This window comes from Rummeliibacillus sp. G93, assembly GCF_023515935.1.
GTDB classification, from domain to species: Bacteria; Bacillota; Bacilli; order Bacillales_A; family Planococcaceae; genus Rummeliibacillus; species Rummeliibacillus stabekisii.
The window spans coordinates 191,382-215,807 of the sequence record NZ_CP097314.1; the positions used below are offsets into that span (position 1 = coordinate 191,382).

General features: G+C 39.1%; 20 protein-coding genes. 14 read left to right on the forward strand and 6 right to left on the reverse strand.

All coding sequences use genetic code 11. The features are described from left to right. Positions 1-99 precede the first annotated feature (99 nt). The 4 genes from M2M59_RS01015 (at position 100) to M2M59_RS01030 (ending at position 5,398) form a co-directional block, all read left to right on the forward strand. Positions 100-927, forward strand: a complete 828-nt coding sequence (locus M2M59_RS01015) for an undecaprenyl-diphosphate phosphatase (RefSeq protein WP_249775200.1) — start codon at positions 100-102, stop codon at positions 925-927. Between the two features lie 457 nt (positions 928-1,384). Beyond that, positions 1,385-3,610 (forward strand): ribonucleoside-diphosphate reductase subunit alpha, encoded by a 2,226-nt coding sequence (locus tag M2M59_RS01020; RefSeq protein ID WP_249775201.1) that lies wholly within the window; start codon positions 1,385-1,387, stop codon positions 3,608-3,610. A gap of 18 nt (positions 3,611-3,628) precedes the next feature. Beyond that, a complete protein-coding gene (locus M2M59_RS01025) occupies positions 3,629-4,669 on the forward strand; it encodes a ribonucleotide-diphosphate reductase subunit beta (RefSeq protein ID WP_066791519.1) in 1,041 nt (346 codons plus the stop codon). Positions 4,670-4,939: 270 nt separating this feature from the next. After that, a complete protein-coding gene (locus M2M59_RS01030) occupies positions 4,940-5,398 on the forward strand; it encodes a VOC family protein (RefSeq protein ID WP_249775202.1) in 459 nt (152 codons plus the stop codon). A 104-nt stretch (positions 5,399-5,502) separates the two neighbouring features. On the opposite strand, the gene M2M59_RS16430 is transcribed toward M2M59_RS01030, so the two are convergent. Then, positions 5,503-5,625, reverse strand: coding sequence for a hypothetical protein (locus M2M59_RS16430; RefSeq protein ID WP_256366249.1), 123 nt, complete (start codon positions 5,623-5,625; stop codon positions 5,503-5,505). Between the two features lie 182 nt (positions 5,626-5,807). Further along, positions 5,808-6,602 (reverse strand): TIGR00266 family protein, encoded by a 795-nt coding sequence (locus tag M2M59_RS01035; protein ID WP_066791523.1) that lies wholly within the window; start codon positions 6,600-6,602, stop codon positions 5,808-5,810. Between the two features lie 179 nt (positions 6,603-6,781). On the opposite strand from M2M59_RS01035, the gene M2M59_RS01040 reads away from it, so the two are divergent. Both M2M59_RS01040 and M2M59_RS01045 read left to right on the forward strand, forming a co-directional pair. Beyond that, positions 6,782-8,260 carry an aldehyde dehydrogenase family protein gene (locus tag M2M59_RS01040; protein WP_249775961.1) on the forward strand — a complete coding sequence of 493 codons (1,479 nt, stop codon included), beginning with the start codon at positions 6,782-6,784 and terminating at the stop codon, positions 8,258-8,260. A gap of 15 nt (positions 8,261-8,275) precedes the next feature. After that, positions 8,276-9,448, forward strand: a complete 1,173-nt coding sequence (locus M2M59_RS01045; protein WP_249775203.1) for a saccharopine dehydrogenase family protein — start codon at positions 8,276-8,278, stop codon at positions 9,446-9,448. A gap of 163 nt (positions 9,449-9,611) precedes the next feature. On the opposite strand, the gene M2M59_RS01050 is transcribed toward M2M59_RS01045, so the two are convergent. Next, a complete protein-coding gene (locus M2M59_RS01050; protein ID WP_147195608.1) occupies positions 9,612-10,958 on the reverse strand; it encodes a polysaccharide deacetylase family protein in 1,347 nt (448 codons plus the stop codon). Between the two features lie 134 nt (positions 10,959-11,092). Here M2M59_RS01050 and M2M59_RS01055 point away from each other — a divergent pair, with 134 nt between their 5' ends. Continuing rightward, positions 11,093-11,833, forward strand: a complete 741-nt coding sequence (locus M2M59_RS01055; RefSeq protein ID WP_066792061.1) for a threonine/serine exporter family protein — start codon at positions 11,093-11,095, stop codon at positions 11,831-11,833. A 12-nt stretch (positions 11,834-11,845) separates the two neighbouring features. Next, the gene (locus M2M59_RS01060; protein WP_147195605.1) at positions 11,846-12,307 is read left to right on the forward strand and encodes a threonine/serine exporter family protein; all 462 of its coding nucleotides are present in this window, start codon (positions 11,846-11,848) and stop codon (positions 12,305-12,307) included. 98 nt (positions 12,308-12,405) lie between these two features. Here M2M59_RS01060 and M2M59_RS01065 read toward each other — a convergent pair whose 3' ends face one another. Beyond that, a complete protein-coding gene (locus tag M2M59_RS01065; protein WP_147195603.1) occupies positions 12,406-14,412 on the reverse strand; it encodes a sensor domain-containing protein in 2,007 nt (668 codons plus the stop codon). Positions 14,413-14,766: 354 nt separating this feature from the next. Here M2M59_RS01065 and M2M59_RS01070 point away from each other — a divergent pair, with 354 nt between their 5' ends. From M2M59_RS01070 to M2M59_RS01085, 4 genes are all read left to right on the forward strand, one after another. Continuing rightward, the gene (locus M2M59_RS01070) at positions 14,767-16,497 is read left to right on the forward strand and encodes an ABC transporter ATP-binding protein (protein ID WP_249775204.1); all 1,731 of its coding nucleotides are present in this window, start codon (positions 14,767-14,769) and stop codon (positions 16,495-16,497) included. After that, positions 16,490-18,313 (forward strand): ABC transporter ATP-binding protein, encoded by a 1,824-nt coding sequence (locus M2M59_RS01075; RefSeq protein WP_249775205.1) that lies wholly within the window; start codon positions 16,490-16,492, stop codon positions 18,311-18,313. The genes M2M59_RS01070 and M2M59_RS01075 overlap by 8 nt, the downstream gene beginning before the upstream one ends. A 15-nt stretch (positions 18,314-18,328) precedes the next feature. Further along, on the forward strand, positions 18,329-19,195 hold the full coding sequence (locus M2M59_RS01080; RefSeq protein ID WP_249775206.1) for a GNAT family N-acetyltransferase: 867 nt from the start codon (positions 18,329-18,331) through the stop codon (positions 19,193-19,195). A 129-nt stretch (positions 19,196-19,324) separates the two neighbouring features. Continuing rightward, a complete protein-coding gene (locus tag M2M59_RS01085) occupies positions 19,325-19,462 on the forward strand; it encodes a hypothetical protein (RefSeq protein WP_158512613.1) in 138 nt (45 codons plus the stop codon). Positions 19,463-19,587: 125 nt separating this feature from the next. Here M2M59_RS01085 and helD read toward each other — a convergent pair whose 3' ends face one another. Next, a complete protein-coding gene (gene helD / locus M2M59_RS01090) occupies positions 19,588-21,810 on the reverse strand; it encodes an RNA polymerase recycling motor HelD (protein ID WP_249775962.1) in 2,223 nt (740 codons plus the stop codon). 88 nt (positions 21,811-21,898) lie between these two features. Between helD and M2M59_RS01095 the strand changes: the two genes are divergently transcribed. Then, positions 21,899-22,654, forward strand: a complete 756-nt coding sequence (locus M2M59_RS01095; protein ID WP_249775207.1) for a glycerophosphodiester phosphodiesterase family protein — start codon at positions 21,899-21,901, stop codon at positions 22,652-22,654. A 17-nt stretch (positions 22,655-22,671) separates the two neighbouring features. Here the strand turns inward: M2M59_RS01095 and M2M59_RS01100 are convergent, their stop codons facing one another. Beyond that, positions 22,672-23,694, reverse strand: coding sequence for a DUF2804 domain-containing protein (locus M2M59_RS01100; RefSeq protein ID WP_066791546.1), 1,023 nt, complete (start codon positions 23,692-23,694; stop codon positions 22,672-22,674). Between the two features lie 177 nt (positions 23,695-23,871). Here M2M59_RS01100 and M2M59_RS01105 point away from each other — a divergent pair, with 177 nt between their 5' ends. Further along, positions 23,872-24,351 carry an amidase domain-containing protein gene (locus M2M59_RS01105; protein ID WP_066791548.1) on the forward strand — a complete coding sequence of 160 codons (480 nt, stop codon included), beginning with the start codon at positions 23,872-23,874 and terminating at the stop codon, positions 24,349-24,351. Positions 24,352-24,426: the final 75 nt, after the last annotated feature.

The window sequence follows — 24,426 nt, forward strand, 5'->3', positions numbered from 1 at the left end:
TGTAATGGAATTATAAAATAGCTACCATTCCCGATGTGTTATGATTAATTTTGCTGGCAATAGCCAAATGAAGCATCAAATAAAAGATAAGGAGTTATTATGGAAATAATTGAATTAATAAAATCCATCATTTTAGGTTTTGTGGAAGGCATGACTGAATTCGCCCCTGTATCTTCTACTGGCCATATGATTATCGTCGATGATATGTGGTTGAAAACGCAAGAGTTTCTTGGCGAGTCATCGGCCAATACATTCAAAATTGTGATTCAGCTGGGTTCTATCCTAGCAGTCGTTGTGGTGATGTGGAAGCGGATGTTAAGCCTTGTTGGTTTATATCATATCAAGGGACAAAGACCTCATCATCATTTCAATTTGTTGCATGTCATCGTGGGTATTATCCCTGCTGGTATATTAGGTGTTCTATTCGAAGACTTTATTGACAAGCACTTATTTGGTATTAAAACTGTTATTTTCAGTCTGTTTTTCGGAGCGTTATTTATGATTGCCGCGGATAAATGGGGACCAAAAAGACCAAAAGTGCACTCACTTGATGATTTATCATATGGGCAAGCATTTAAAGTGGGGCTTATTCAATGTTTATCCCTATGGCCAGGTTTTTCTCGGTCAGGAGCAACGATTTCCGGCGGTGTTATGCTAGGGCTAGACCATCGTACGGCATCCGACTTTACGTTTATTATGGCGGTTCCTATTATGGCGGGCGCCAGTCTTGTATCCCTGCTGAAACATTGGAATGAAATTAATTTCGGCGACATGAATTTCTATATCGTTGGATTTATCAGCGCATTTGTGTTCGCTCTTATTTCTATTAAGTTTTTCTTGAAGCTTATTTCGAAAGTGAAATTAGTTCCGTTTGCCATCTATCGTATTATTCTAGCGATTATACTTGCAATTATCGTATATATGTAGAAAAAGAGATGTCGGTTTTCGACATCTTTTTTTAATTGTGTGAAATATATTATTTAAGTGAAAGAGTGCCAAATAAACTTGTCTTGTGCTATAATAAAAAACAGTAAAAACACAATATATCTTTATTGTGTTGGTGATATAACACAATATATAGTATGAAAGCCACATTTTTATCTTTTCTGCAGTTAGACGGTTAAAGCTAGCCGCAATGGGGAAATTGCACATAAACAACAGGTGAATTTTCTTTCTGTAGACACAAGATGTAGCTTTTCAGCACTAATTATACAACCTAGATTATGTCGTTTTGTGTCTCATTTCGTAGGCTTCGGAATCAATAAATTTATTCCTTTATAAGCCTTGCGATTGTTCAGCCATTGGGTTAAAACAATCGCTTTTTTAACGAAAGAGCCAAAACGATTATCTTTTGGGATAGATTTTGTAAAAAGGAGACAAAAATATGCTAATTCGTTTGGATGAAAAAGAAAAAGTAATGCAGCAACTAGAAGAAGAGTTTGGAAAAGAGGATTTAGAGCTGCTTAGACGGAAGCATGAACGTTTAGAAGATAAGCATCCGGAATATACGCTTGTTGAATGGACACGTGCTTTAGCGCTTGAAGCATTAAGCCTGTTAGATGAATTAGAACCTTATTGGACATTTGTCGCAGCACGATTGTTGCTAGCGGAAATTTACGAAGAATATGCAGCACTTCGCCATGTTCAACCTACAGAGGTCTATCAAGCTTTTCCAAAACAGGTCCAAGAATTAGTAGAAAAAGGGTTATATGATCCGGCACTAGCTGAAGCATATACACCTGAAGAATTACAACAGCTAGCGGCAGCGATGGAACCGAAGCGCGATAAGTTATTTACATATATCGGCCTCAAAACATTGATGGACCGCTATGTGACTCGTGAACACGACAATACGCCAATCGAATTACCACAAGAGCGTTGGATGGTCATTGCGATGACATTGATGCAAAACGAAAGTGATAATCGACTAGATAAAGTAAAAGAAGCTTATTGGGCAATGAGCAATCTTTATATGACAACAGCTACTCCGACCCTTGCGAATGCTGGGAAAACGCATGGTCAGCTTTCTAGCTGCTTTATTGACACAGTAGATGACAGTTTACAGGGCATTTACGATTCCAACACAGATGTTGCGACATTATCTAAATTTGGCGGCGGCATCGGCGTTTATATGGGTAAAGTGCGTAGCCGTGGTTCATCTATTCGTGGATTTAAAGGCGCATCAAGCGGTGTGATTCCATGGATTAAACAACTAAACAACACAGCTGTATCAGTTGATCAGTTGGGTCAACGCCAAGGGGCAATTGCAGTTTACTTAGATGTTTGGCATAAAGATATTTTCCCATTCCTTGATTTGAAATTGAACAATGGTGATGAGCGTATGCGCGCACATGATATCTTTACAGGTGTTTGTCTCCCAGATATTTTCATGGAAGCAGTAGAAAATCGTGAAGAATGGCATTTATTTGATCCGCATGAAGTACGTACAGTTATGGGCTTCAACTTAGAGGACTACTATGATGAAACAAGAGGACAAGGTTCTTTCAGAGATAAATATTTAGCTTGTGTAGAAAACCCTGAATTATCTTCTGAAGTTGTACCTGCTATTGATATCATGAAACGGATTATGCGTTCACAGCTTGAAACAGGCGTCCCATTCATGTTCTACAGAGATGAAGTAAACCGCATGAATGCAAACAAACATGCAGGTATGATTTACTCAAGTAACCTATGTACTGAAATTGCACAAAACATGAGTGCAACTGAGTTTGAAACTATTACAGTGGAAGATGACTTAATTGTCACTCGCCGTAAACCTGGTGATTTTGTTGTGTGTAATTTATCATCTATCAATCTTGGTAGAGCAGTACCGGCGAATGTGCTAGAACGTTTAATCGGTATTCAAGTGCGTATGCTTGATAATGTAATTGAGTTGAATAATATCCCTGTTAAACAAGCTGAAATCACAAATTCACGCTATCGCGGTATTGGCCTTGGTACATTCGGATGGCACCACTTGCTTGCATTAAAAGGCATCACATGGGAATCAGATGAAGCAGTTACTTACGCGGACGAGCTATATGATCAAATCGCTTACTTAACTATTAAAGCATCTTCCGAGCTAGCGAAAGAAAAAGGATCATACCCACTATTTGAAGGCTCAGATTGGCACACAGGTGAATACTTCACAAACCATGGCTATGACGGCAAAGAAAAATGGGAACTATTGCGTCAACAAGTTGCAGAGCAAGGAATGCGGAATGGCTATGTAATGGCAGTCGCTCCTAACTCAACGACTTCTATTATTGCCGGTAGTACAGCAAGTATCGACCCAGTGTTCCAGAAGAGCTATTCTGAAGAGAAAAAAGATTATAAAATCCCAGTTACAGTACCAGATTTGAATGAAAAAACAACTTGGTACTATAAATCTGCTTACTTTATCGATCAAAATTGGACGATTAAACAAAATGCAGCGCGCTCTCGTCATATTGACCAAGGTATATCCTTAAATTTATATGTACAAAATACCGTCAAAGCGAAAGAATTGCTGGCTCTTCATTTAAATGCATGGAATAGCGGCATTAAAACAACTTATTATGTACGTTCTACTTCAGTTGAATTATTAGAATGTGAGTCTTGTGAAAGCTAAAAAGGAGAGGGATTTAATATGACAACAGTCAATAAACGAGTACTTATGGACAAAGAAGCACCCAATCGTTCGACAAAAATTGTCAACGGCCGTTCATCTAACATTTTGAATTGGGATGATGTACGCTTTAGCTGGGCTTATCCTAAATACAAAAAAATGCTCGGTAATTTCTGGACGCCTTTTGAAATTAATATGAGCAATGACATCAAACAATTTTCTCAACTAACAGCAGATGAACAAGAATCATTCAAAAAAATTATCGGTTTGCTAGCATTACTAGATAGTATCCAAACAGATTATGCCGGCAAAGTAGCTGACTATTTAACAGATTCAAGCCTTAATGCCTTGATGATTATTCTGGCACAGCAAGAAGTCATCCATAATCATTCATACTCTTATATTCTTTCTAGCCTTGTATCAAAAGATGAACAAGATCGCATTTTCGACTTTTGGCGCACTGAGCCAATCCTAGAGAAACGTAATGACTTCGTGATTAAAGGCTATCGCCAATTTTCTGAGGAGCCAACTATCGAAAATATGCTTGATTCCGTTGTTTATGATGTGATTTTAGAAGGCCTGTTCTTCTATTCAGGATTCTCGTTCTTCTATCATCTTGCGCGCAACCAAAAAATGGTAGCAACAAGTACGATGATTAATTATATTAATCGTGATGAACAGCTTCATGTCGATCTCTTTGTAAAGATTTATAAAGAATTGTTGGAAGAATACCCTGAGTACAACACACCAGAGCGTGAAAAACATGTGCAAGCGATCTTTAAAGAAGCAGCACAGTTAGAAATTGAATGGGCACACGAAATTATCGGTGACAAGATCGAAGGGCTAGAGGTAGAAGATGTGGAAGATTACGTGTACTTCTATACTAATGTCCGCTGCAACCAATTAGGCTATGAACGTCCATTTGAAGGTTACCGCAAAAACCCAATGAAATGGATTAAAGCTTATGAGGATGTAGATCTTGGCAAGACAGATTTCTTTGAACAACGTTCACGTCAATATACAAAAGTTAATGTCCAAGACAATGGCTTTGATGAACTTTAATAAATAACTTTATAAATACCAAACGAGTACATCACTTACAAAAGTGATGTACTTTTTGTTTGCAGTTTTTACTGAAAATTGATAAATATCCTTTGCTTTTTAGTAAACCCTTGCTGGATTGCATGAGCTGAAAGCCTAGTAAGAAAAAAGTGATGGGGGAATTAATGCTAAATAGGACAGATTAGTTGATTAGTATAAAAGTGAAAACTAAAATTAACTTTGTAATTAATTATCAAAAATTTCACACAAGGGAATAAGGGGAGCATATTCATGATAAAAGGTATTTTTGAAACACATATAAATGTCAGTGATTATAAAAAATCTGCGGAGTTTTACGAGAAGCTGCTAAATATTATTCCATTATATGAAGATGCGGAACGAAAACTAAAGTTTTATTGGGTGGGACAACCTGGAGAGGCTATGCTAGGTATACGAGAGAACTATCCAAGTTCCTTAGTTCAAAGACAGCATTTTGCTTTCAGAGTAGATTTAAATGATATTTCTTCAGCGAAAGATTATTTGACCTCTTTGAACATTGAGACAACAAACTTTTTTGGAGAGAGTGCTGATAATTTATTAGTATTTCCTTTTATGCCAGCTGTATCTATCTACTTTGAAGACCCAGATGGTCACTCAATTGAATTTATTGCTATGCTAGATGATCAGCCAAAACCTGAATTAGAGATTATGCCCTGGAAAGAATGGGAAACGTTATGTTGTAGAGAGTGATTAAATAAAATAACTACAGTTGTCCAACTTTTAAGGCAACAAAAAGGATAGATGAATCAGCTATAACCATGCTGTTCATCTATCCTTTTTATATATAGAAAATATCAAAATTGATCTAAGTAAAAGTTCAGGCAAAAAGTCCATCCTGCCACAATAAAAGATCCAACGGCTAATACAAAAAAGAAAGTTCCAATAAGGCTTGTTTCTGACTCTTTTTTATCATTCATTGCGATCTTCCTCTCTGGCCGATTTTCTCTATTGTCAGAGTGCCCATTTAGGCATTAATGCATTCATAGAGATGAGAAAATATCGAGCGGGAGGACAAGAAAAAACTCTTTTTATTCCCTCTAAAAAAGATGGAATAAAAAGAGTTATGGTTCGTTTATAACTTAACCGGCGAAAAACAGAGCTAGTCATCACTAAACAAGTTAAATACGCCGCCGATGCCGCGTTCACCAACCTGTGAACCCCCAACTGTTTGAGGAGCAGCAGCAAATACACGACTTGCTAAGCGGCTAAATGGTAATGATTGAATCCAAACAGTGCCAGGTCCTTGCAGTGTTGCAAAGAATAAGCCTTCTCCGCCAAACAGAGCTGTTTTAACGCCGCCTACAGCTTCAATGCTATAATCAACGTTGCTTGTCATCGCAACCAAGCATCCTGTATCTACTCGTAGTCTTTCACCAGCTTGAAGATCTTTGCGGATAATCGTTCCGCCGGCATGGACAAATGCCATTCCGTCGCCTTCTAGCTTTTGCATGATAAAACCCTCGCCCCCAAAGAAGCCTGTGCCTAGTTTTCGTTGAAATTCTACGCCAATGGACACACCTTTTGCAGCAGCTAAGAATGCATCTTTTTGGCAGATGATTTTGCCATCGTAAATGCTTAAATCCATTGGTATAATTTTGCCGGGATAAGGAGCAGCAAATGAAACATGGCGTTTTCCCATATCTTCATTTGTGAAGGTCGTGATAAATAAGCTTTCTCCAGTAATCAAGCGTTTGCCGGCACCCATCAATTTGCCCATTAAGCCGCCGCCACCTCTACTTGAACCATCACCAAAAACAGTTTCCATCCGAATGCCGTCTTCCATCATCATAAGTGCGCCTGCTTCAGCCACCACTGTTTCATTTGGATCTAATTCCACTTCAACAAATTGCATATCATCGCCATATAATTTGTAATCAATTTCATGGTTATTCATAATCAAACCCTCCGAATCGTATAATCTATAACAAGTTACGTATGAGAGAATAAAAAAGTTCCGCAATATAATATTTTGAATAATAAAAATATTATACAAAGGATTTCCTCTTCTTATGTAGAATAGTAGAGCAAGAGGGTTGCAGATCGATCATACAACAAGGGGGAATAATGATGAGTATTCAATTAGAGCATTATATCGGAGGAAGATTTCTAGCAACAGAGGAAGAAAAATGGACAAGTGTGTTAAACCCAGCTAATGGAGAAGTATTGGCTGAGGTACCACTCGCCACAGAAGCAATCGTCAATGAAGCAGTGGCGCAAGCAAAGCAGGCGCAGCAAGAATGGGCTTTAGTGCCTGCACCGAAACGAGCGCAATATTTATATGCAATCGGCATGAAAATGCAGGAAAAGAAAGAACACCTCGCGACTGTCCTCACCAAAGAAATGGGAAAAGTGATTGAAGAGGGACGAGGCGAAGTACAAGAAGGCATTGATATGGCTTTCTATATGGCTGGAGAAGGCAGAAGATTATTCGGTGAAACTACCCCATCTGAACTTTCGAATAAATTCGCCATGAGCGTTCGAGCACCAATTGGTGTTGTCGGCTTAATCACACCTTGGAATTTCCCTGTAGCCATTGCGACGTGGAAGAGCTTCCCTGCAATCGTGGCAGGCAATACATTTGTATGGAAGCCAGCAACTGAAACACCAATGATGGCCTATGAAATGGCCAAAATCTTTGATGAGGTAGGCCTACCAAAAGGTGTCGCCAATATTGTTTTCGGTTCTGGCGGCGAAGTAGGAACGGCGCTGATTGAACATCCAGATGTCAAAGTCATCTCGTTCACAGGGTCCACCGAAACAGGCAGGAAAGTCGCTAGTCTTGGCGGACAGCATCTAAAAAAGGTATCCCTTGAAATGGGTGGGAAAAATGCGGTCATTGTCATGGCTGATGCTGATTTAGATCTAGCGGTAGATGGGATTTTGTGGAGTGCATTTGGAACAGCAGGGCAACGTTGCACCGCATGTAGCCGTGTTATTGTGCATAAAGATGTAAAGGAAGAATTAGAGCAGCGTTTGCTTGAGGCGATGAAACAGCTGTCAATCGGGGATGGATTAGATGAATCGGTCAAAGTTGGCCCTGTCATCAATCAAAAAGCTCTGGAAAAAATTCATTATTATGTGGAAGAAGGACAGAAAGAAGGAGCGAGGTTGCTTGCCGGAGGACATATTTTAACAGAACAACCTTATAGCCAAGGTCATTTTTATGCTCCGACTCTTTTCACTGATGTTGCACCGGATGCTCGCATTGCACAGGAAGAAATTTTTGGTCCTGTTGTTTCGCTAATTGCCGTAGCTGATTTAGAAGAAGCAATCCAAGTAAATAATAGCGTTCAGTATGGATTGTCTAGCTCGATCTTCACACAAGACATCAACAGTGCATTCAAAGCTCAGCGCGACTTGGATACTGGTATTGTCTATGTCAATGCAGGGACGACAGGGGCTGAAATCCATCTGCCTTTCGGTGGCACGAAGGGAACGGGCAATGGCCATAGAGATTCTGGTGTAGCTGCATTAGATGTGTATACCGAATGGAAGAGTGTCTACATTGATTACAGTGGTAAGCTGCAACGTGCACAAATTGATACAGAATAGATAGGAGGAAACAGGATGAAAATTGCCGTTTTGGGTGCTGGTTTAATGGGGAAAGAAGTAGCTCGTGATTTAGTGAGAAATCCAAATATAGAAAAAGTCTTTTTAGCGGATTTAAACAAAGAACAAGCGAAGCAATTTGCTGATACATTGCAGTCAGAGAAAGTAGAAGTATTACAGCTTGATGCAACGAATGATGAGCAATTGAAGTTGGTTATGTCAAAAGCGAATGTAGTCATTAATGCACTTTTCTACACGTTTAATGAGCGTGTTGCAAAGACTGCCATTGAAGTAGGGGTCCATTGTGTAGATCTTGGCGGCCATATTGGCGGAGCGACAGACCAAATTTTAAAATTAAACAGTGAAGCCCAAGCGAAGGGTGTTACGCTAATTCCCGATTTGGGTGTAGCACCTGGCATGATTAATATCCTGTCCGGTTTTGGTGCCTCTAAACTAGATCACGTGAAATCTATAAAAATCTATGTTGGCGGCATACCTGTAGAGAAGGAACCACCATTAGAGTATAATGTGGTATTTTCACTAGAAGGCGTGTTTGATCACTATACAGATCCATCTCATGTTGTGCGTAATGGCGTTTTACAAGAGATTCCATCTCTATCCGAAGTGGAGCCTTTCTATTTTAAAGGATTCAATGGCTTAGAGGCATTCCATACTTCTGGCGGCTTATCAACATTGCCGGAGTCATATCCAGATATCCAAACATTAGAATATAAGACGGTGCGTTATACAGGCCATGCCGAAAAATTCAAGTTACTCGTTGATCTAGGCCTTACAAACAAAGAAACAGAAGTAACAGTGAATGGGCAGAAGGTCAAGGCAAGGGATGTTTTACGCGAGGTACTGGAAAGTAAGATTGGTCTTGGCGATAAGCAAGATGCTGTACTATTGCGTGTAATTGTTAGCGGTGAAAGCAATGAAGAAGCTGTTTCCTATGAATATGAAATGGTAACATACAGAGACCAGGTGAATAACGAAACGGCTATGGCTCAAGCAACCGCGAATACTATTGCGGTAGTTGCCCAACTAGTTGGCGATGGCACAATTGATAAAAGAGGAGTCTACCCGCCAGAAAAAGTGGTACCAGGTGAAGCGTATATTAAAGAAATGGAGCATCGAGGGGTAAAGATTACTGAAATCAAGCACCGCTCAACAAGTATTGTAAAGGGCTAGTACGAATGGGTCTAATCCTGAGGGAAGCCTAAAGCGAAATGCAAATGAACGGATGAGTAAAATAATAAAGACCGAACAAATGTGAAAAAGTGTAAATTTCACATAGTGTTCGGTTTTTTTATTAGCTTCTACGCTCTGCTTATTTAACTAGTTATCTACCATTCTAAGAATGCAATTCGGGTACCGTCACAAATGTATAGCCTCTTTTCTCAAGGTACGTTAAGACAGCATCTAGTCCCTGTGCAGTGGATAGATGTATATCGTGCATCAACACGATGGCACCAGGGTAGACATCCTTTTTCACTTGAGATAAAAGTTTCTTTGAATTAAGGTATTTCCAATCCAGCGTGTCTACTGTCCATAAAACAATAGGTTGGGATGATTGGGCTTGAATTCGTTTATTATAAGCTCCATAAGGCGGTCTTAAAGCAAAAGGCATACAACCAGTAGCTTTTTTTATCTCTGCATTCGTTTGATTGATTTGTCGTTTAACTTTTTTAATCGGCAATGTTCTAAGATCAGGGTGAGAATAAGAATGGCTGCCAATTTCGTGGCCATCTGCGTACACTTTTTTGGCTACATTCGGATACTTATGGACTTGTTGTCCTAGCATAAAGAATGTGGCCTTAGCGTGATGCTTTCTTAATATGCGCAATACTTTAGGTGTTACCGTATTGCTAGGCCCGTCATCAAATGTCAAAGCAATTTTCTTTGCTGGTTGTTTCTTCTTAAAAGGTGGAGCGAGAATAGCGTTGGTGGTAGATGTTAAAGGGATAACATATTTTTTTATGCCCGTTATATTCTTAGAGAGCTCGCCTGGATTATAATAAATAATAAATGCGTTTTTTGTTAGAGCAAATTCTTGATAATTACCCCATATTGGCCGTGTGATATTTGTTACAGAAGCAGCATCGCGATGCGGTTTTATCAGGCAATCGGACATGATTTCGCCTTTAACAGTCCTAGATAAAACGCCAAGATTTTGCTTTGTTTGAATAATATCTTGCAATAAGATGACTTTTTTGTTTTTATAATCATACATAAATGTTTTTACACACTTCCTCTTCTTGTTGAGAGTTTGTGTTAAAACAAATGAATAATAGTTCTTTTTATAGATAATCATTTTAGTAGATATCGTTAATTTGCTCTTTTTCCCTTTAGTATCTGTTGTCATCTGGTTTATTAAATAATCGTCTCGCATTTTATCAACAGAGTCGGTAACATTTTGATTAAATGCTTTATTAGGCGTTTTAGGAAACTGAATCGTGTAGGCAACATCTTTATCGGCTGCTTTTGCTTTTTCAGTCACCAAATAAATGCCTTCATGTTTTGTTTGTTTTTGCGTTGTGTTGGATACTATGTTTAGTTTATCTTTAGGATTGCTAGCAGGAGCTCCATGCTTCTGGTTAATCAGTGTTTTAGATACAAAAAATATAAGTGCCAAGATTGCAATACCCATCAAAATAAGTATAGAAAGGTAATACTTTTTTGGGTGATCATTAGTAGTCACTCCCGTACTTCCTCCTTAGGTGTGATAGTTTTATTCTACCCTATTCGACAGGAAAAGTGAGCAGAAAAATGTTAAATCTAACATTTTTGTTTAAAAAAGATAATTGAAGTATGAGGTGAAAGGTATTGATCGAAATAGCACAGGAAGAATTAGCTATTGATTGTTTTTTGCTAGCTGGACGTTTGTTAATCCAAAGCGGGGCTGAAACGTATCGAGCAGAAGATACGATGCTAAGAATGGCCAGTTCCCAAGGATTCACAGACGCTCAAAGCTTTGTCACACCAACGGGTATCATTTTTTCAGCGGGTCACAAAAGACCCACTCGAATTGCACAGATTGCAAGCCGTACAACGGACTTAGAGAAAATTGCAGTAGTCAATGCCATCTCAAGGAGATTGACCTCCGGTGCCATTACTGTTGGGGACGCGTATGAAGAACTTTTACGTTTAGAGAGGACGAATTTATTCTTCCCTGTTTGGGTGCAGCTGATAGCAGCAGCAACATCTAGCGGATGTTTTTTAATTTTATTCAATGGTAAGTGGGTTGATGTGCCATCAGCTATGGCAATCGGTGCATTTGGCTATTTAATTTATTTGGCTATGCATTCTTTAACAAGAGTGAAGTTCTTTGCAGAGTTTACAGCATCCTTGTTTATCGGCGTAGCAGCCATGCTTGTGTTAAAAGCAGGGTTAGGAGCACAGCTTGATAAGATTATTATCGGCTCGGTCATGCCGCTAGTTCCAGGGTTAGCAATTACCAATGCGGTGCGTGATCTAATGGCAGGTCATTTTGTTTCTGGTGTAGCAAAAGGGATGGAAGCTCTTTTGACCGCCTTTGCAATCGGAGCCGGCATAGCGCTCACATTGTCATTTTAGGAGATGTTTTGAATGGATTGGGTATATCAAGGAGTGCTAAGTTTTATAGGGACAGCTAGCTTTGGCGTTATTTTTAATGCGCCTAAGAAAACGCTGTTTCACTGTGGGCTTGTCGGCATGTGCGGGTGGTTAATTTATTTTGCATTTATGCAAAAGGGTGTCGATGCTGTGTTTGCTTCTTTTGCGGGTGCTTTCTTAATCGCGATTGCTGCCCATTTGTTGTCACGTCGATTTAAAACACCTATGATTGTATTTAGTGTTGCGGGAATTATTCCTCTTGTGCCAGGGGGTCTTGCTTATAATGCAATGCGCTCGATTGTTGAAAATGATTACGTCGAGAGCACGCAATATGGAGCGAAAGTGTTTATTATTGCTGGCGCTATTGTTATGGGGCTCGTATTCGCAGAAGTATTAATGCAGCTAGTTTTCAGAGCCATTCGGAAAAGGAAGGCTAGGATGATCAAAGCAGGTTAATTCCGCATATCTGTTTGTTCTTTAGCTATCACTCATATTTCACATATAATAAAACAGCAATTGAGCCCATTTGAAATGGTCCAATTGCTGTTATTTTTTTAAAACAACTTTTCAATGTCATCTGCATCCATTGGATAACCGACCAAGTAGCCTTGAATCGCATCACAACCATATTCTGCAAGAAGCTCTTTTTGTTCTTCTGTCTCAACACCTTCGGCTAAGACACCCATATGAATGGATTTGCCGAATTGTATCATGCCGTTAACAAGCTTTTGCGTTTTTGGCTGATAAGGCATGGATGATATAAAGGTTTGGTCTATCTTGAATTGAGAGAGCGGCAACATCTGCATGTAGCGGAACGAGGCATAACCTGTGCCAAAGTCATCAAGAACAAAACGGACACCATCATTATGCAGCTGCTTCATTTGTTTAATAATAGATTTTTCTGCTTCCGCTTCCAATGCAAACTTTTCGGTAATCTCTATTTGCAACAATTCTGCAGGGCAATTTGTGCGTTCTAATATGCTACTGATCTGTTTGGCCATATTTTTATCTCGAAATTCGCGCACAGATAAATTAATGCTGGCCTTAATGTTTAGACCAGATTCTTTCCATTGTGCAGCTTGCATACACACTTGCTCCAACATAAAGGTGCCAATATTATTAATCAACCCTGTCTCTTCCGCGATAGGGATTAGAACATCTGGCGCTACTGTGCCTATTTCTTTATCATCCCAGCGCACAAAAGCTTCCACGGCTATGATTTCTCCTGTATTTAAATCCAGCTGCGGTTGATAAGAAACTTTTAAATCTTGTTGGTTAAGCGCAACGAGCAGCCTTTTCTCGATAATGGACTTCGTATATAAAGCCTTATGATCTGCTGTTGAAAGGCTGCCAATCTGTGCGCCCCCTTCCGCTTGTATTTTCTTTAATGCAGTATAGGATGCTTTCATCAAATGAGAAAATGAAATTTGGTCATTTGGATACTTTGAAATACCGCCGCTAATTGAAATAGGGAATGCGCCATGATTGATATAAATCGGATGCTGTTCTAAATAAGACAGGAACCCTTGAATGAACCATTCACCAAGCGGTGTTAGGACGACAAACTCATCCATACTGACACGTGCAATGACACTGTCTTGAAAATATTTTTTTAAACGTTGAGTAAATTCCTGCAGGGCAATACGGTCTGCTTGGTCATTATAAATTTCTTTCAAAGAGTAGAATTTGTCGATGCTAAAATAAACGAGACTAAAATGATTTCTTTCTTCTATCATCGACTCAACTACTTGCTCAAGACGATTGCGGTTCATTAATCCAGTCTCTTGATCAATATAAGCAAATTTCTCTAAACGTTCCTGTAATTGTTTTTTGTCTGAAATATTATTTTCTAACAAAATATAATGTGATGGGCCTTTTGCATTTTTTAGTGGGATTGCGGTTAAGTCGACCCAATAATGCTGTCCATCCTTTGTAATTTTTTCTGCCTCTCCATGCCACTGATTTCCCGTTTCTAGTGTCTTCCAAATATTATTGGCGAATTCTGTTGTTTTTGAATCAGAAGGGAAAAGCTGCCAAAATGATTTACCGAGAATTCTTTTTGGTGTCCATTTGCTTTGCTTTAAAAATAAAGGGTTCGCATAAGTAATCAACCCTTCTTGATCAAGTGCAGCCAACATAAAGGTCGAATCTAAATACTCATGTATGTTAGATATTTCATTGAGCACAAAATCAACAGCTTCTTCTTCGACTAATAAGAATTGGCAATGCACAAAGCTTTCGTCGTTAATTGATAATGTATTAAGAATAAGAGAGATTTGGATAGGGTCTCCCTTTTTCTTTTGCAATAATATGTTATTTAGTTGTATAGGGACTTCTGACTGAAGGATATTTAGCCATCGGTCTTTAAATGTATTGGTATAATCTTTTACTATAAATGGAGGTGGATTGCCTTCCAGCTCTATTTCTGTATAGCCAAATGCTATCTCAGCTCCACGATTCCAAGAGACGATATTTCCTTTTGAATTTAAGATCATCATAGGGCAGGGCGTCTGACGAGTAAGTGGATGTACAGTAGGGTTTACATGCTGGGTTTCTCTCATAAATTATATTTCTCCTTGGAATTTCTATATTTTCTATTATAGTAAATTGAAAGGTATAAGTCATTAGTAACAGGGTATTTAGAGAAAAGTATTTTTTTTGTGCCTTCGCATAGGAGAATTAAAATATATATCCCGAAATGTAAGACATTTGGTTTTACTTAAAGGTAAGTGGTTGGTTATAAGGGGGTATAAAGAAGAGTTATGAATAGGTATATTTAACTTACTCATTATACATATATTATTAATAAATTGCTTATTGTGTCGCTTTAAAATGTAAAATCAATTTTATTTCGTAAATCGAACAGTTATGTGATAATAAATAAAAACTCTAGAAAAGAAGGGAGGAGATTAATAGTGAAAACTATTATTGGCTTCATTAAAGCTTATAAAGTGCCGGCTAGCATCGCGCTTTTATTAATGCTCATTGAATTAATGGTTGAGTTGGCACAGCCACTGCTTATTCGGAAAATTATTGATGAAGGAATTGTTGAGAGCGATATACATACCATTTGGTTTTGGGGCACCATTATGCTATTGCTTGCGTTACTTGCCTTTTTTGCTGGGATTATTAATTCCTTTTTCTCAGGGTATGCTGCACAGAATCTTGCATTTGATTTGCGTACAGCTTTGTTTCGTAAAGTACAATCCTTTAGCATGACAACGTTTTTGCGGTTTCCGACTGCTAGCCTTATCACTCGGATGACGAATGATGTCACACAAGTACAGCAAGTATTTTTTATGAGCTTACGTGTTATGTTGCGGACTCCTTTGGTCGTTATTGGTAGTTTAATTATGGCTTTTTATATCAATCCATCGCTTGCTCTGTATCTTGTTGTAGGTGTACCTTTTTTGCTGATATTCATGTATCTTATGGTGAAAAAAAGCATCAAGCAATTCTCAGCGGTACAAAAGCGTGTAGACAGGATTAATACAATGATTCAAGAAAACCTTCAGGCGATTCGTTTAATTAAAGCCTATTTTAGAGGGAAATATGAAGGGTCACGTTTTGAAAAAGCAGCATTCCTTTTAAAACATGATACATCAAAGGCTTTGCGTTTGATGGAGTATATCCAACCCATTTTATTAATCGTTATGAATATCGCATTACTGGCGGTTTTATGGTTTGGAGCAGGGAAAGTGAGTACTGGACATGCAAAGATTGGTGACTTGGCGGCAATTGTCAATTATACCATGCGCCTAACAGGTTCCTTTTCGATGTTTTCGTTCATTATTATGCTCTTTTCAAGAGCAAAGGCATCTGCTGATCGCATGGAAGAAATCCTCTTGGCTGAAGACATGCCAAAAGAAAAAATACCATATAACGATGTATTAAAAGAAGATAAGGACGACGTTATTGAATTCAAAAATGTATCTTTCCATTACCCAGGCACAACAACATATGCCTTACAAAATATTTCTTTCACATGCAGAAAGGGCGAAAAAATTGCCATCATGGGTGCAACAGGTTCTGGAAAATCGACTATTTTTCAATTGCTTCTAAAATTCTATGATTGTTCAGAAGGTGAAATCTTTGTGAATGGTCGTAATATTACTGATTGGAAGGCAGAAGAGCTACGTCAATACCTAGGATACGTACCACAGCAATCTTTGTTGTTCACAGGAACAATTGCTGAAAATATGAGGTGGGGCGCAACAACGGCTACGCAGGAAGATATAGAGAAAGCTGCTGTTCAAGCCCAAATCCATACGTCCGTCACACGTTTCCCAAACAAATATCAAACAAGAGTGGGACAAAAAGGCGTCAATCTTTCGGGTGGACAGAAACAGCGTTTATCCATCGCTAGAGCCATTTTACGGAAGTCTCCTATTCTTTTATTCGATGATAGTACAAGTGCTCTCGATGTAAAGACGGAAGCAGCATTATGGGAAGAACTCGACACCATATCTGCTACGATGCTTGTCATTACTCAAAAAATCCAAACAGCGAAAGGTGCGAATTGTATTCTACTGCTAGACAATGGGGCGGTAGCTGCCTTCGGTACACATCAAGAATTGCTGGGCAGCTCAAAGCTCTATAGCAAAATCGTCAGGTCTCAAGCAGAGGGGGAGAAATATAATGATTAAAAATTGGTTTCGGTCCTATATGTATGAGCCTGTTTTAACAAAAGAAGAAATTCAATCCTCCAAAAAGAAAAAAGGTTCAAAAGCGGCCAATTGGCGTAGGACACTAGGCGGCATTTGGAAGCTAGTGGATGAACAGCGCGGGTTGCTGATCTTCGTGCTACTCATGGTCATCGTTAGCTCGATTCTATCCTTGCTCGGCCCCTACTTGATTGGAAAAATCATAGATGATTATCTTGTAGAAAAGAGATACGGCGGACTCAAATCTATCATTGGCATTCTTGTCGCTGTATACGTTGGCTTGTCTCTGTCTCTGTTTTTACAAAATTATTGGATGATTGGCATCGCTCAACAAACAGTGTATCGCATGCGTACAGGTCTTTTTTCAAAACTCCAAAGACTGCCCATTTCGTTTTTCGACCAACGGCAGCATGGAGATTTAATGAGCCGGATGACCAATGACATAGATAATATTAGTTCAACGCTTAACAGCACCTTTATTCAAGTATTCTCGAGTACATTGATATTGATAGGTACTGTGGTTGTCATGGTTTCGATGAGCCCCCTCCTAACGCTCCTTACGATGGTGATTATTCCCATCATGTTTGTTTCCACCCGCTTCATTACACGGCGGACGGGAAGACTCTTTAAAAGGCAGCAAGAGGCGCTCGGTATGCTGAATGGAATGATTGAAGAAACGATTTCAGGTCAACGTATCGTAAAAGCCTTCTCTCAGGAGGAGCGTGTGATTGAAGATTTTGCAGAAAAATCCAGTGAATTGCGGCGCATTGGCTACTGGGCAAATGTGTATTCTGGAGCGATTCCAAAAGTGATGAATTTCCTGAATAACGCAAGCTTTGCGATCGTGGCTGGCGCCGGTGGTATTCTTGCTTATAATGGATATGTTTCGATTGGTACCATTGTCGTTTTTGCGGAATATGCACGCCAATTTACAAGGCCGTTAAATGATTTAGCCAACCAATTTAACAATATTTTATCTGCGATTGCCGGAGCAGAGCGAGTTTTCGTCATTTTGGATGAAGAAGATGAGCAAGATGAAGCAAAACATCAGCCGTATAAAAAGATTCAGGGAGATGTTCGTTTTAAAGATGTCTCTTTTAAATATAATGCAGAAGAAGCAGCGTACACATTATCGCATATCAATTTTCATGTGAAAGAGGGTCAGACAGCGGCGCTTGTTGGTGCTACCGGGGCAGGGAAGACAACGATTATGCAGCTTCTTGCCCGCTTTTATGAAACTCAAGAAGGCAGCATTCTGATAGATGGAGCCCCTATCTCTTCCTATGCAAGAGAAACGATACGAAGCCAGATGGCATTTGTCCTGCAGGAGCCATTCTTATTCCAAGCAACCATTATGGAAAACATTCGGTATGGAAATTTGGATGCAACAGATGAAGAGGTAATAGAAGCGGCCAAAAGAGCAAATGCCCATCATTTTATCATGTCTTTACCAGATGGATATAACACGGAATTAGCAATGGATGGCGGTGAAATCAGCCAAGGTCAAAAACAATTGCTTTCAATTGCTAGAGCCCTTGTAGCAGGACCGTCTATACTATTGCTAGATGAGGCAACAAGCAGCATTGATACGGTTACAGAATTAGAAATACAAGAAGCGCTTGAACGGTTGATGGAAGGACGCACAAGTTTCGTCATTGCCCATCGATTAAATACGGTGAAGAAAGCCGATGTTATATTTGTAATGGAGCAAGGACAATTAGTAGAGTCAGGCAGCAGGCAAGAATTAATTCAGAAAAAAGGCATATTTTATCAGATGCTGCAAAACAACAATGAATAGGGGACAAGGAAACTTATGGATATATACGTAATGAGGGCAACTTATCCCGTAGATGATGAGACAATTCAAGAGGTCAAAGATTTACTAGAAGCATCTCAGGAATTAAATAAAGATCTATCATTATTAATGAAAGAGGATCTTTGGAAGAATGCTGAATGCAAAGGGTTTATGATACTGGCATATAATGAACAGGACCAATTGCTCGGCGTCTTATGCGCAAGCGATATGTTTGGCTTCAACACATATGAATGGTCAATAGCAGTTCATCCGCAATTCCGGCGAATCGGAATTGGAACAGCCATTTTCCAAGCATTCGCTAATGCCCTTCTTGAAAGAGGTGCGATGGGCGATATGGCAGTTGCTTATCATGAAGAAGCGAGTGCTTTATTTTTAGAAAAACTGGGTTATGACTTTAGTTCGGCAGAAGCAACGCTACAGGCATTGCCCCAACATCATCCAGAAAATTGGAATAGAACCATCCGACCATATAAAGAAGATGACAAGAATAAGGTCATAGCACTTATGCAAGAGGGCTTTTCAGATTTACCTGAAGAGACGGAAGAGCTGATCTACTATAATACAAATACAGAAGGCCGAATGCTATACATGGTAGTTGAGTTGGATGAGAGCGTTGCGACTGTGACGCTGGCAGAAGAAAGAGAAAGTCTTTGGATTACTGCATTTGTAGTCGGAGAAGAACATCAAAAAAGAGGGATAGGCTCTGAAGTCTTGCAATGGGTAAGACATAAAGCTTCTGAAAAAGGGATGGAATCTGTCCTTTTAGATGTAGAAGTAGAAAATCAAAACGCACTACGCATTTATCAGAACAATGATTTTACTATCATCCAACAGATTGATTATTTTGTGAAAAACAATAAGTAAGATAAAATATATTATAAATGTTCTGTAAATTTTAGGTTAAAATTAACACTAAAAAGGGTTAAATGGGATATACTTTGGGTAACAGTCTTCATAAGATGGACTATCACATGCTTTTAGGGGGTTTTTGGTATGAGGCTACCTGCATTGCGTAAAGCGGAAGGCGGACACAAAAATTTATTAAGCCATGTACTTGGCAAAGTATTGCATTTTAGACCAGTTAAAACTCGCTTAAAAAAGAGCTATTATCCTATTCCTAATCGAAAGTAAACCTGCAAAAAGAAAGCTTGTGAATGAATTAAGGCTACATCTGTATACTCAGATGTAGCCTTATTTTTAACTTAAGGAACGCTCATTTAACTAAATTAGGCAACTTATTAAAAGTAATCTATAGATTAGTCTTCTAATAGTAGATCTTTCTTTTTAGGAGCAACCAAATGTAACTCATGCATGGCGCGTGTAAGTGCCACATATAAAAGCTTACGATCAAGTGCTGTATCATAAAAGGCTTCGTCAATCGCAGCAATGATAACGGCATCGAACTCTAGTCCCTTTGATAAATAACTTGGGACAATAAGTAGCGCATCTGGGTCGATGGCTGATGACTCCTCTAGTGTCTGAATATGTAGGCCTTCTTTTGAAAGTACCTTCGCTGCTTTCTTGGCATCCTCCGCCGTTTTGCAAATCAATGCAATGGAGCGATGACCATTACCTCTGATTTCTTCATACAATTCCGCTAGTTGTTTAGGCTCCCATTTCTCCATTGGATGGAAAGCGGGCTCTTCTCCATGCCGCACAACAGGTTCAACGAGGGGAAGGTCCTCGTCCATTTGCTGAAGCACTTCGTTGGCAACATTCATAATTTCAATAGTTGTTCGATAACTCTTTTGCAATGTCTTATAGCTTGCGCGAGGAAAAAGTTCACGTACAGGGTCCCATTCAGTGAGAGATCGGTAACTGTGAATTCCTTGTGCAAGATCACCGACCATTGTAAACATGTCAGTCTCTAAGCCTTCTTTTAAAGCAGCTAGCTGGAACAAGCTATAATCCTGTACTTCGTCAATGAAGACAACTTTCATTTTCCATTCATCTTTAACGCCTTTAATACGGGCGTGTAAATAGTACAGCGCAGCAAGGTCTTCCAATGTCCAAGTTTCCTTTTCATGCGCTTTTAAGAACTGCTCCTGCATTTCCTTCGTAAAGCTTGGAGCTAATTCCTGCAGAAGTACTGGGTCTGTTAAAAATGTACGGTAAAGCACTTTAATCTTGTATTTATCAAAGCGTTTCATATAACGGGAAACAACAGTCTTTGCTTCTTTCTCGACTTGCGGTAGTCGCTCATCACGCTCATCGATCCATTTGGTGACAACTTCTTTTCGTTTCGCATCATCCCGGATGCCAAAGATGGAGCGATCTAATATATCATCGTAGCGTTTTTTTAATGTGTAAATCAGCTGTTTTTTCTTTTGTCGAATATGGTTTTGTAAAACAGAACGAATTTTTGCGAGTCTTTTTTCTATGGGCATATATTGATAGTCTTCTAAAAAAAGTCTGCGTAGGTGTGATGCTTTCATCATGCGGAATTTTTCAATATAAATGTCCTCAAATTGGTCTGCTATTTGCCATTCAAGTTTCTTAATATAACGATCCATTATTTCAAGATATTGCATCGTGCCTTTCATTCTTGTAATCCAGCTGTATTCCTCTACACTATGGATGGCATTCTCCAACTGTTCATTAGCGTTTTGAATTTTAACCTTGATGTTTGTGGCCTTTTGAACATACTCTGCAAAGGTCGTTTGACAAATTTGTCCTACACCAAGCTCTGGCAGTACATCCGCTATATAGTCTATAAATAGACGGTTTGGCGCCAAAATCATTAAATTCTGTGGTTTAAAATGTTCGCCCATTGTATATAAGAAATAAGAAATACGGTGAAGGGCTATCGTAGTTTTTCCACTACCCGCTGCGCCTTGGACAAGAATAGGCTGCTTTAAATGTGCCCGAATGATTTCATTCTGCTCCGCTTGGATGGTCGACACGATTTCTGTTAAGCGTACATCTGCTTTTCCAGCAAGCGCATCCTGTAACAGTTCATCGTTTGTTGTCAGATCAATATCGCGGACATCCAGCAGCTTGCCATTTTCAATTTTGTACTGGCGCTTTGAAAAGAGATGGCCCTTCAATTCTTCATCATTTACCATATAGGTAAGGTCACCTAAACGTCCATCATAATAAACATTGGCAACAGGTGATCTCCAATCTACAATAATCGGTTCTTGTGAATCTCGGTCAAAGAGAGAGGTCTTACCTATATATAGCTTCTCTGCCGGCTCATTTTCCTTTTGAAAATGAATTCGCGCAAAATAGGGTTTTTGTTTTATCGCTTCGAGTCCTTCTTTTTGGTTCTTTGCCATATCAAAGAACCTCGTGTTGGTTAATATATTTTGGTAGCTAAGACTGGAATCGAGATATTCCAAATCGGACATTGCAGAGCGAAGATTTGCTTGGGCAGCTTCAAGCTCACTTTCTGATTCATTTAGTAGCTTCTGCATATAATATTTCGTATAAGAAAGATGTTGTTCTTCTTCGTTGAAATCCGGATGTTTTGCCAAAATAAGGACCCCCTTTTGCTTAAATAGGTACTGATTATTATATAAGAAAATAACTTTGCGAGAAAAATAATGATATACGGAGGTAAAACAATTGGATATTTTTGCGCATCGTGGCGCTTCGCGCTATTTCCCGGAAAATACCCTTCTAGCTTTTAAAGAAGCAGCGAAGATCCCAATATATGGTGTTGAATTAGATGTTCATCGGACAAAAGATGGCGTGCTAGTCGTACATCACGATGAAAAGATTAATCGAACTTCCAATGGGAAGGGATTTATTCATGAAATGGATTTTGCAGAGCTTCGTAGCTATGACTTTGGTTCATGGAAAGGGGAACAGTTCGCAGGCCAACAAATACCCACTCTCCATGAAGTATTAGACATTTTTCGTGTAACTCATCATATGATAAATATTGAGTTGAAAACAGATGTTTATAGCTACCCCGTTTTAGAAGAAGATGTCCTTCAAACCGTGTTAGAACACGACATGGCGGAGAGAATCATTTATTCATCATTTGATCATGAAATTCTTGAAAGATTGCTTGAAAAAGCAATACCTAATGAGGTAGGCCTTCTATTTTCAAAGGTTTTAATCAACTTAAGTGAATATGGACAGATGGCAGGGAGTAGTACTCTACATGTTTCTTTGATAGCAGCCAAACGCAATGCAGTGAAAAAGGCGATTGAACTAGGCAATCGCGTTAGAGTTTATACAGTCAACCGAACAGCTGATTATGATTTATTAGAGGATCTAGGTGTTGATGCTATTTTTACTGATGAGCCTGAGAAAATGTATCGCCATGCCTACGAAAAAAAATACCAAACGAAAAAAGAGAGTTCTTACGAGTAAGAGCCCACTCTTTCCGATTACCATTTGGCAATATGTTCTTCTACTGTTCCAAGCATCTGCTGGATCTTCATGCAACGACCATTTTCAAGCCGAATTTGACCGTTATAATAACCGACCATGTGGTGGAGTGAAGATGTCACTAACTTCAAGTCCTTGCTATCTTCTCTTTCAAAAAAAGGTGTAAATGAAAGCTGTACATCATCAGTAAAACGCGTATGAATTTGCCATGGCTCCATGTAATCCGATTTATTGTAATGGAAGATGACATCCTCATGTATTTTATGCAATTTGCCATCAAGGAAAAATGCGTTTTCCGTCATACCTGTGCCATCTGTCCACAAGCCGCCGAGATTTAATCCGATACGATGTCCTCTGCATTTTTGGGAGGCCATTGCACGGTTCCATGCTGTATTTCGAGGCCATACCCCACGCCCAAAATCTAAGACAGCGAAACAATCTTCTTCATTAAACGTATAACTCTTGCTGTCTAACTTTACATAGCCATTGACAGGAAGTGAGAGGTGTTTAGCTGTTAGATGGAATGTTTGGCGATTCCATGGCACTACGACGTTTAATGATTCATCCTCTACCTGATGTTTTATAACTAAATCTGCATGCAAAAGGTCACCTTCAAAATTGGGAATCGTTACCGTCATATGCGTTTCGCCATTCGAAAACAATAATTGAAGTTTTAATTCTTCATTATTCAAATGTACTGTTTCTAGCACGCGCTCAGGCATTTTCAGTTTTTTTCCAAGCGGAATGGTCACAATCTTTTCGCAAAAACGCTGTGTTTCATATTCTAAAAAACGAACAGAACAAATCACAGCGTAATCCAAGTGAATAATGGAGGTAGCGAATAAGATGTCATCACCAAATATGTACCAATTATTCCACTTCTTCTTACGCATAAAATGACCCTTCAGATTGCCTAGAATAATAGGTTTTTTGGCATAACCAATCGCCGCAGGGTTGAGGTTGCCTTTTTGATCGCATAGGAGTGTTGCATCCACAATTTCTTTTTCTGCATGCTGAGTCAATTCAAACATCCTTTCAAACGTAAAATCAAGAGTAATAGAAAGCTTACGAGAGTTCTCAAGTAGTAAAGGACAATAAAAACAAGTTGTTTCCAGTATACCAAAAAAGTGTGAGTATCGTCGCCTCTCAAGAAATCATAGAGAGTTTTGATTCATAAAGTTAAATAGGAGGTATATTATATGTATAACAGGCAAGCAGCTGTTGATTATGCAAATACTTGGTGGAATCGTCGGAATCCTGCATTCCCACAATTTAATGATGATTGTTCCAATTTTATTTCTCAATGTTTGTTTGCAGGAGGTGCCCCTATGACAGGTGCTCCTAATCGAGCAAAGGGCTGGTGGGTAAAGAAAGGCAATTGGAGCTATAGCTGGAGTACAGCCAATGCGCTTCGTTCTTATGTGGCTTCCTCAAAAAAAGGACTTCGAGGCAAAAGGGTAGATAGTGCCAGTGATTTGAAGCTAGGGGATCTCATTTTCATCGATTTTGAAGGCGATGGTGTTATCAACCACTCATTGATTGTAACAAGTATTGTTAATGGCGTCCCTTATGTAAATGCTCATTCATCAGACAGCTATCATCGTCTCTGGACTTATGAGGATTCCAGCGCATACACACCAAACATTAAATATTATTTTTATCAAATTTCAGTCGAATAATCTAGTAGTTGTGCCGTTTCAATATATGCTAGTTTGTGGTAAGTTAAAAAGGAATAATATACATACAAGTATATT

Coding starts and splice junctions, on each gene's coding strand:
- M2M59_RS01080 (WP_249775206.1), top strand. CDS start 18,329: ATGGATATATACGTAATGAGGGCAACTTATCCCGTAGATGATGAGACA.
- M2M59_RS01075 (WP_249775205.1), top strand. CDS start 16,490: ATGATTAAAAATTGGTTTCGGTCCTATATGTATGAGCCTGTTTTAACA.
- M2M59_RS01105 (WP_066791548.1), top strand. CDS start 23,872: ATGTATAACAGGCAAGCAGCTGTTGATTATGCAAATACTTGGTGGAAT.
- M2M59_RS01015 (WP_249775200.1), top strand. CDS start 100: ATGGAAATAATTGAATTAATAAAATCCATCATTTTAGGTTTTGTGGAA.
- M2M59_RS01045 (WP_249775203.1), top strand. CDS start 8,276: ATGAAAATTGCCGTTTTGGGTGCTGGTTTAATGGGGAAAGAAGTAGCT.
- M2M59_RS01020 (WP_249775201.1), top strand. CDS start 1,385: ATGCTAATTCGTTTGGATGAAAAAGAAAAAGTAATGCAGCAACTAGAA.
- M2M59_RS01085 (WP_158512613.1), top strand. CDS start 19,325: ATGAGGCTACCTGCATTGCGTAAAGCGGAAGGCGGACACAAAAATTTA.
- M2M59_RS16430 (WP_256366249.1), bottom strand. CDS start 5,625: ATGAATGATAAAAAAGAGTCAGAAACAAGCCTTATTGGAACTTTCTTT.
- M2M59_RS01065 (WP_147195603.1), bottom strand. CDS start 14,412: ATGAGAGAAACCCAGCATGTAAACCCTACTGTACATCCACTTACTCGT.
- M2M59_RS01030 (WP_249775202.1), top strand. CDS start 4,940: ATGATAAAAGGTATTTTTGAAACACATATAAATGTCAGTGATTATAAA.
- M2M59_RS01025 (WP_066791519.1), top strand. CDS start 3,629: ATGACAACAGTCAATAAACGAGTACTTATGGACAAAGAAGCACCCAAT.
- M2M59_RS01035 (WP_066791523.1), bottom strand. CDS start 6,602: ATGAATAACCATGAAATTGATTACAAATTATATGGCGATGATATGCAA.
- M2M59_RS01060 (WP_147195605.1), top strand. CDS start 11,846: ATGGATTGGGTATATCAAGGAGTGCTAAGTTTTATAGGGACAGCTAGC.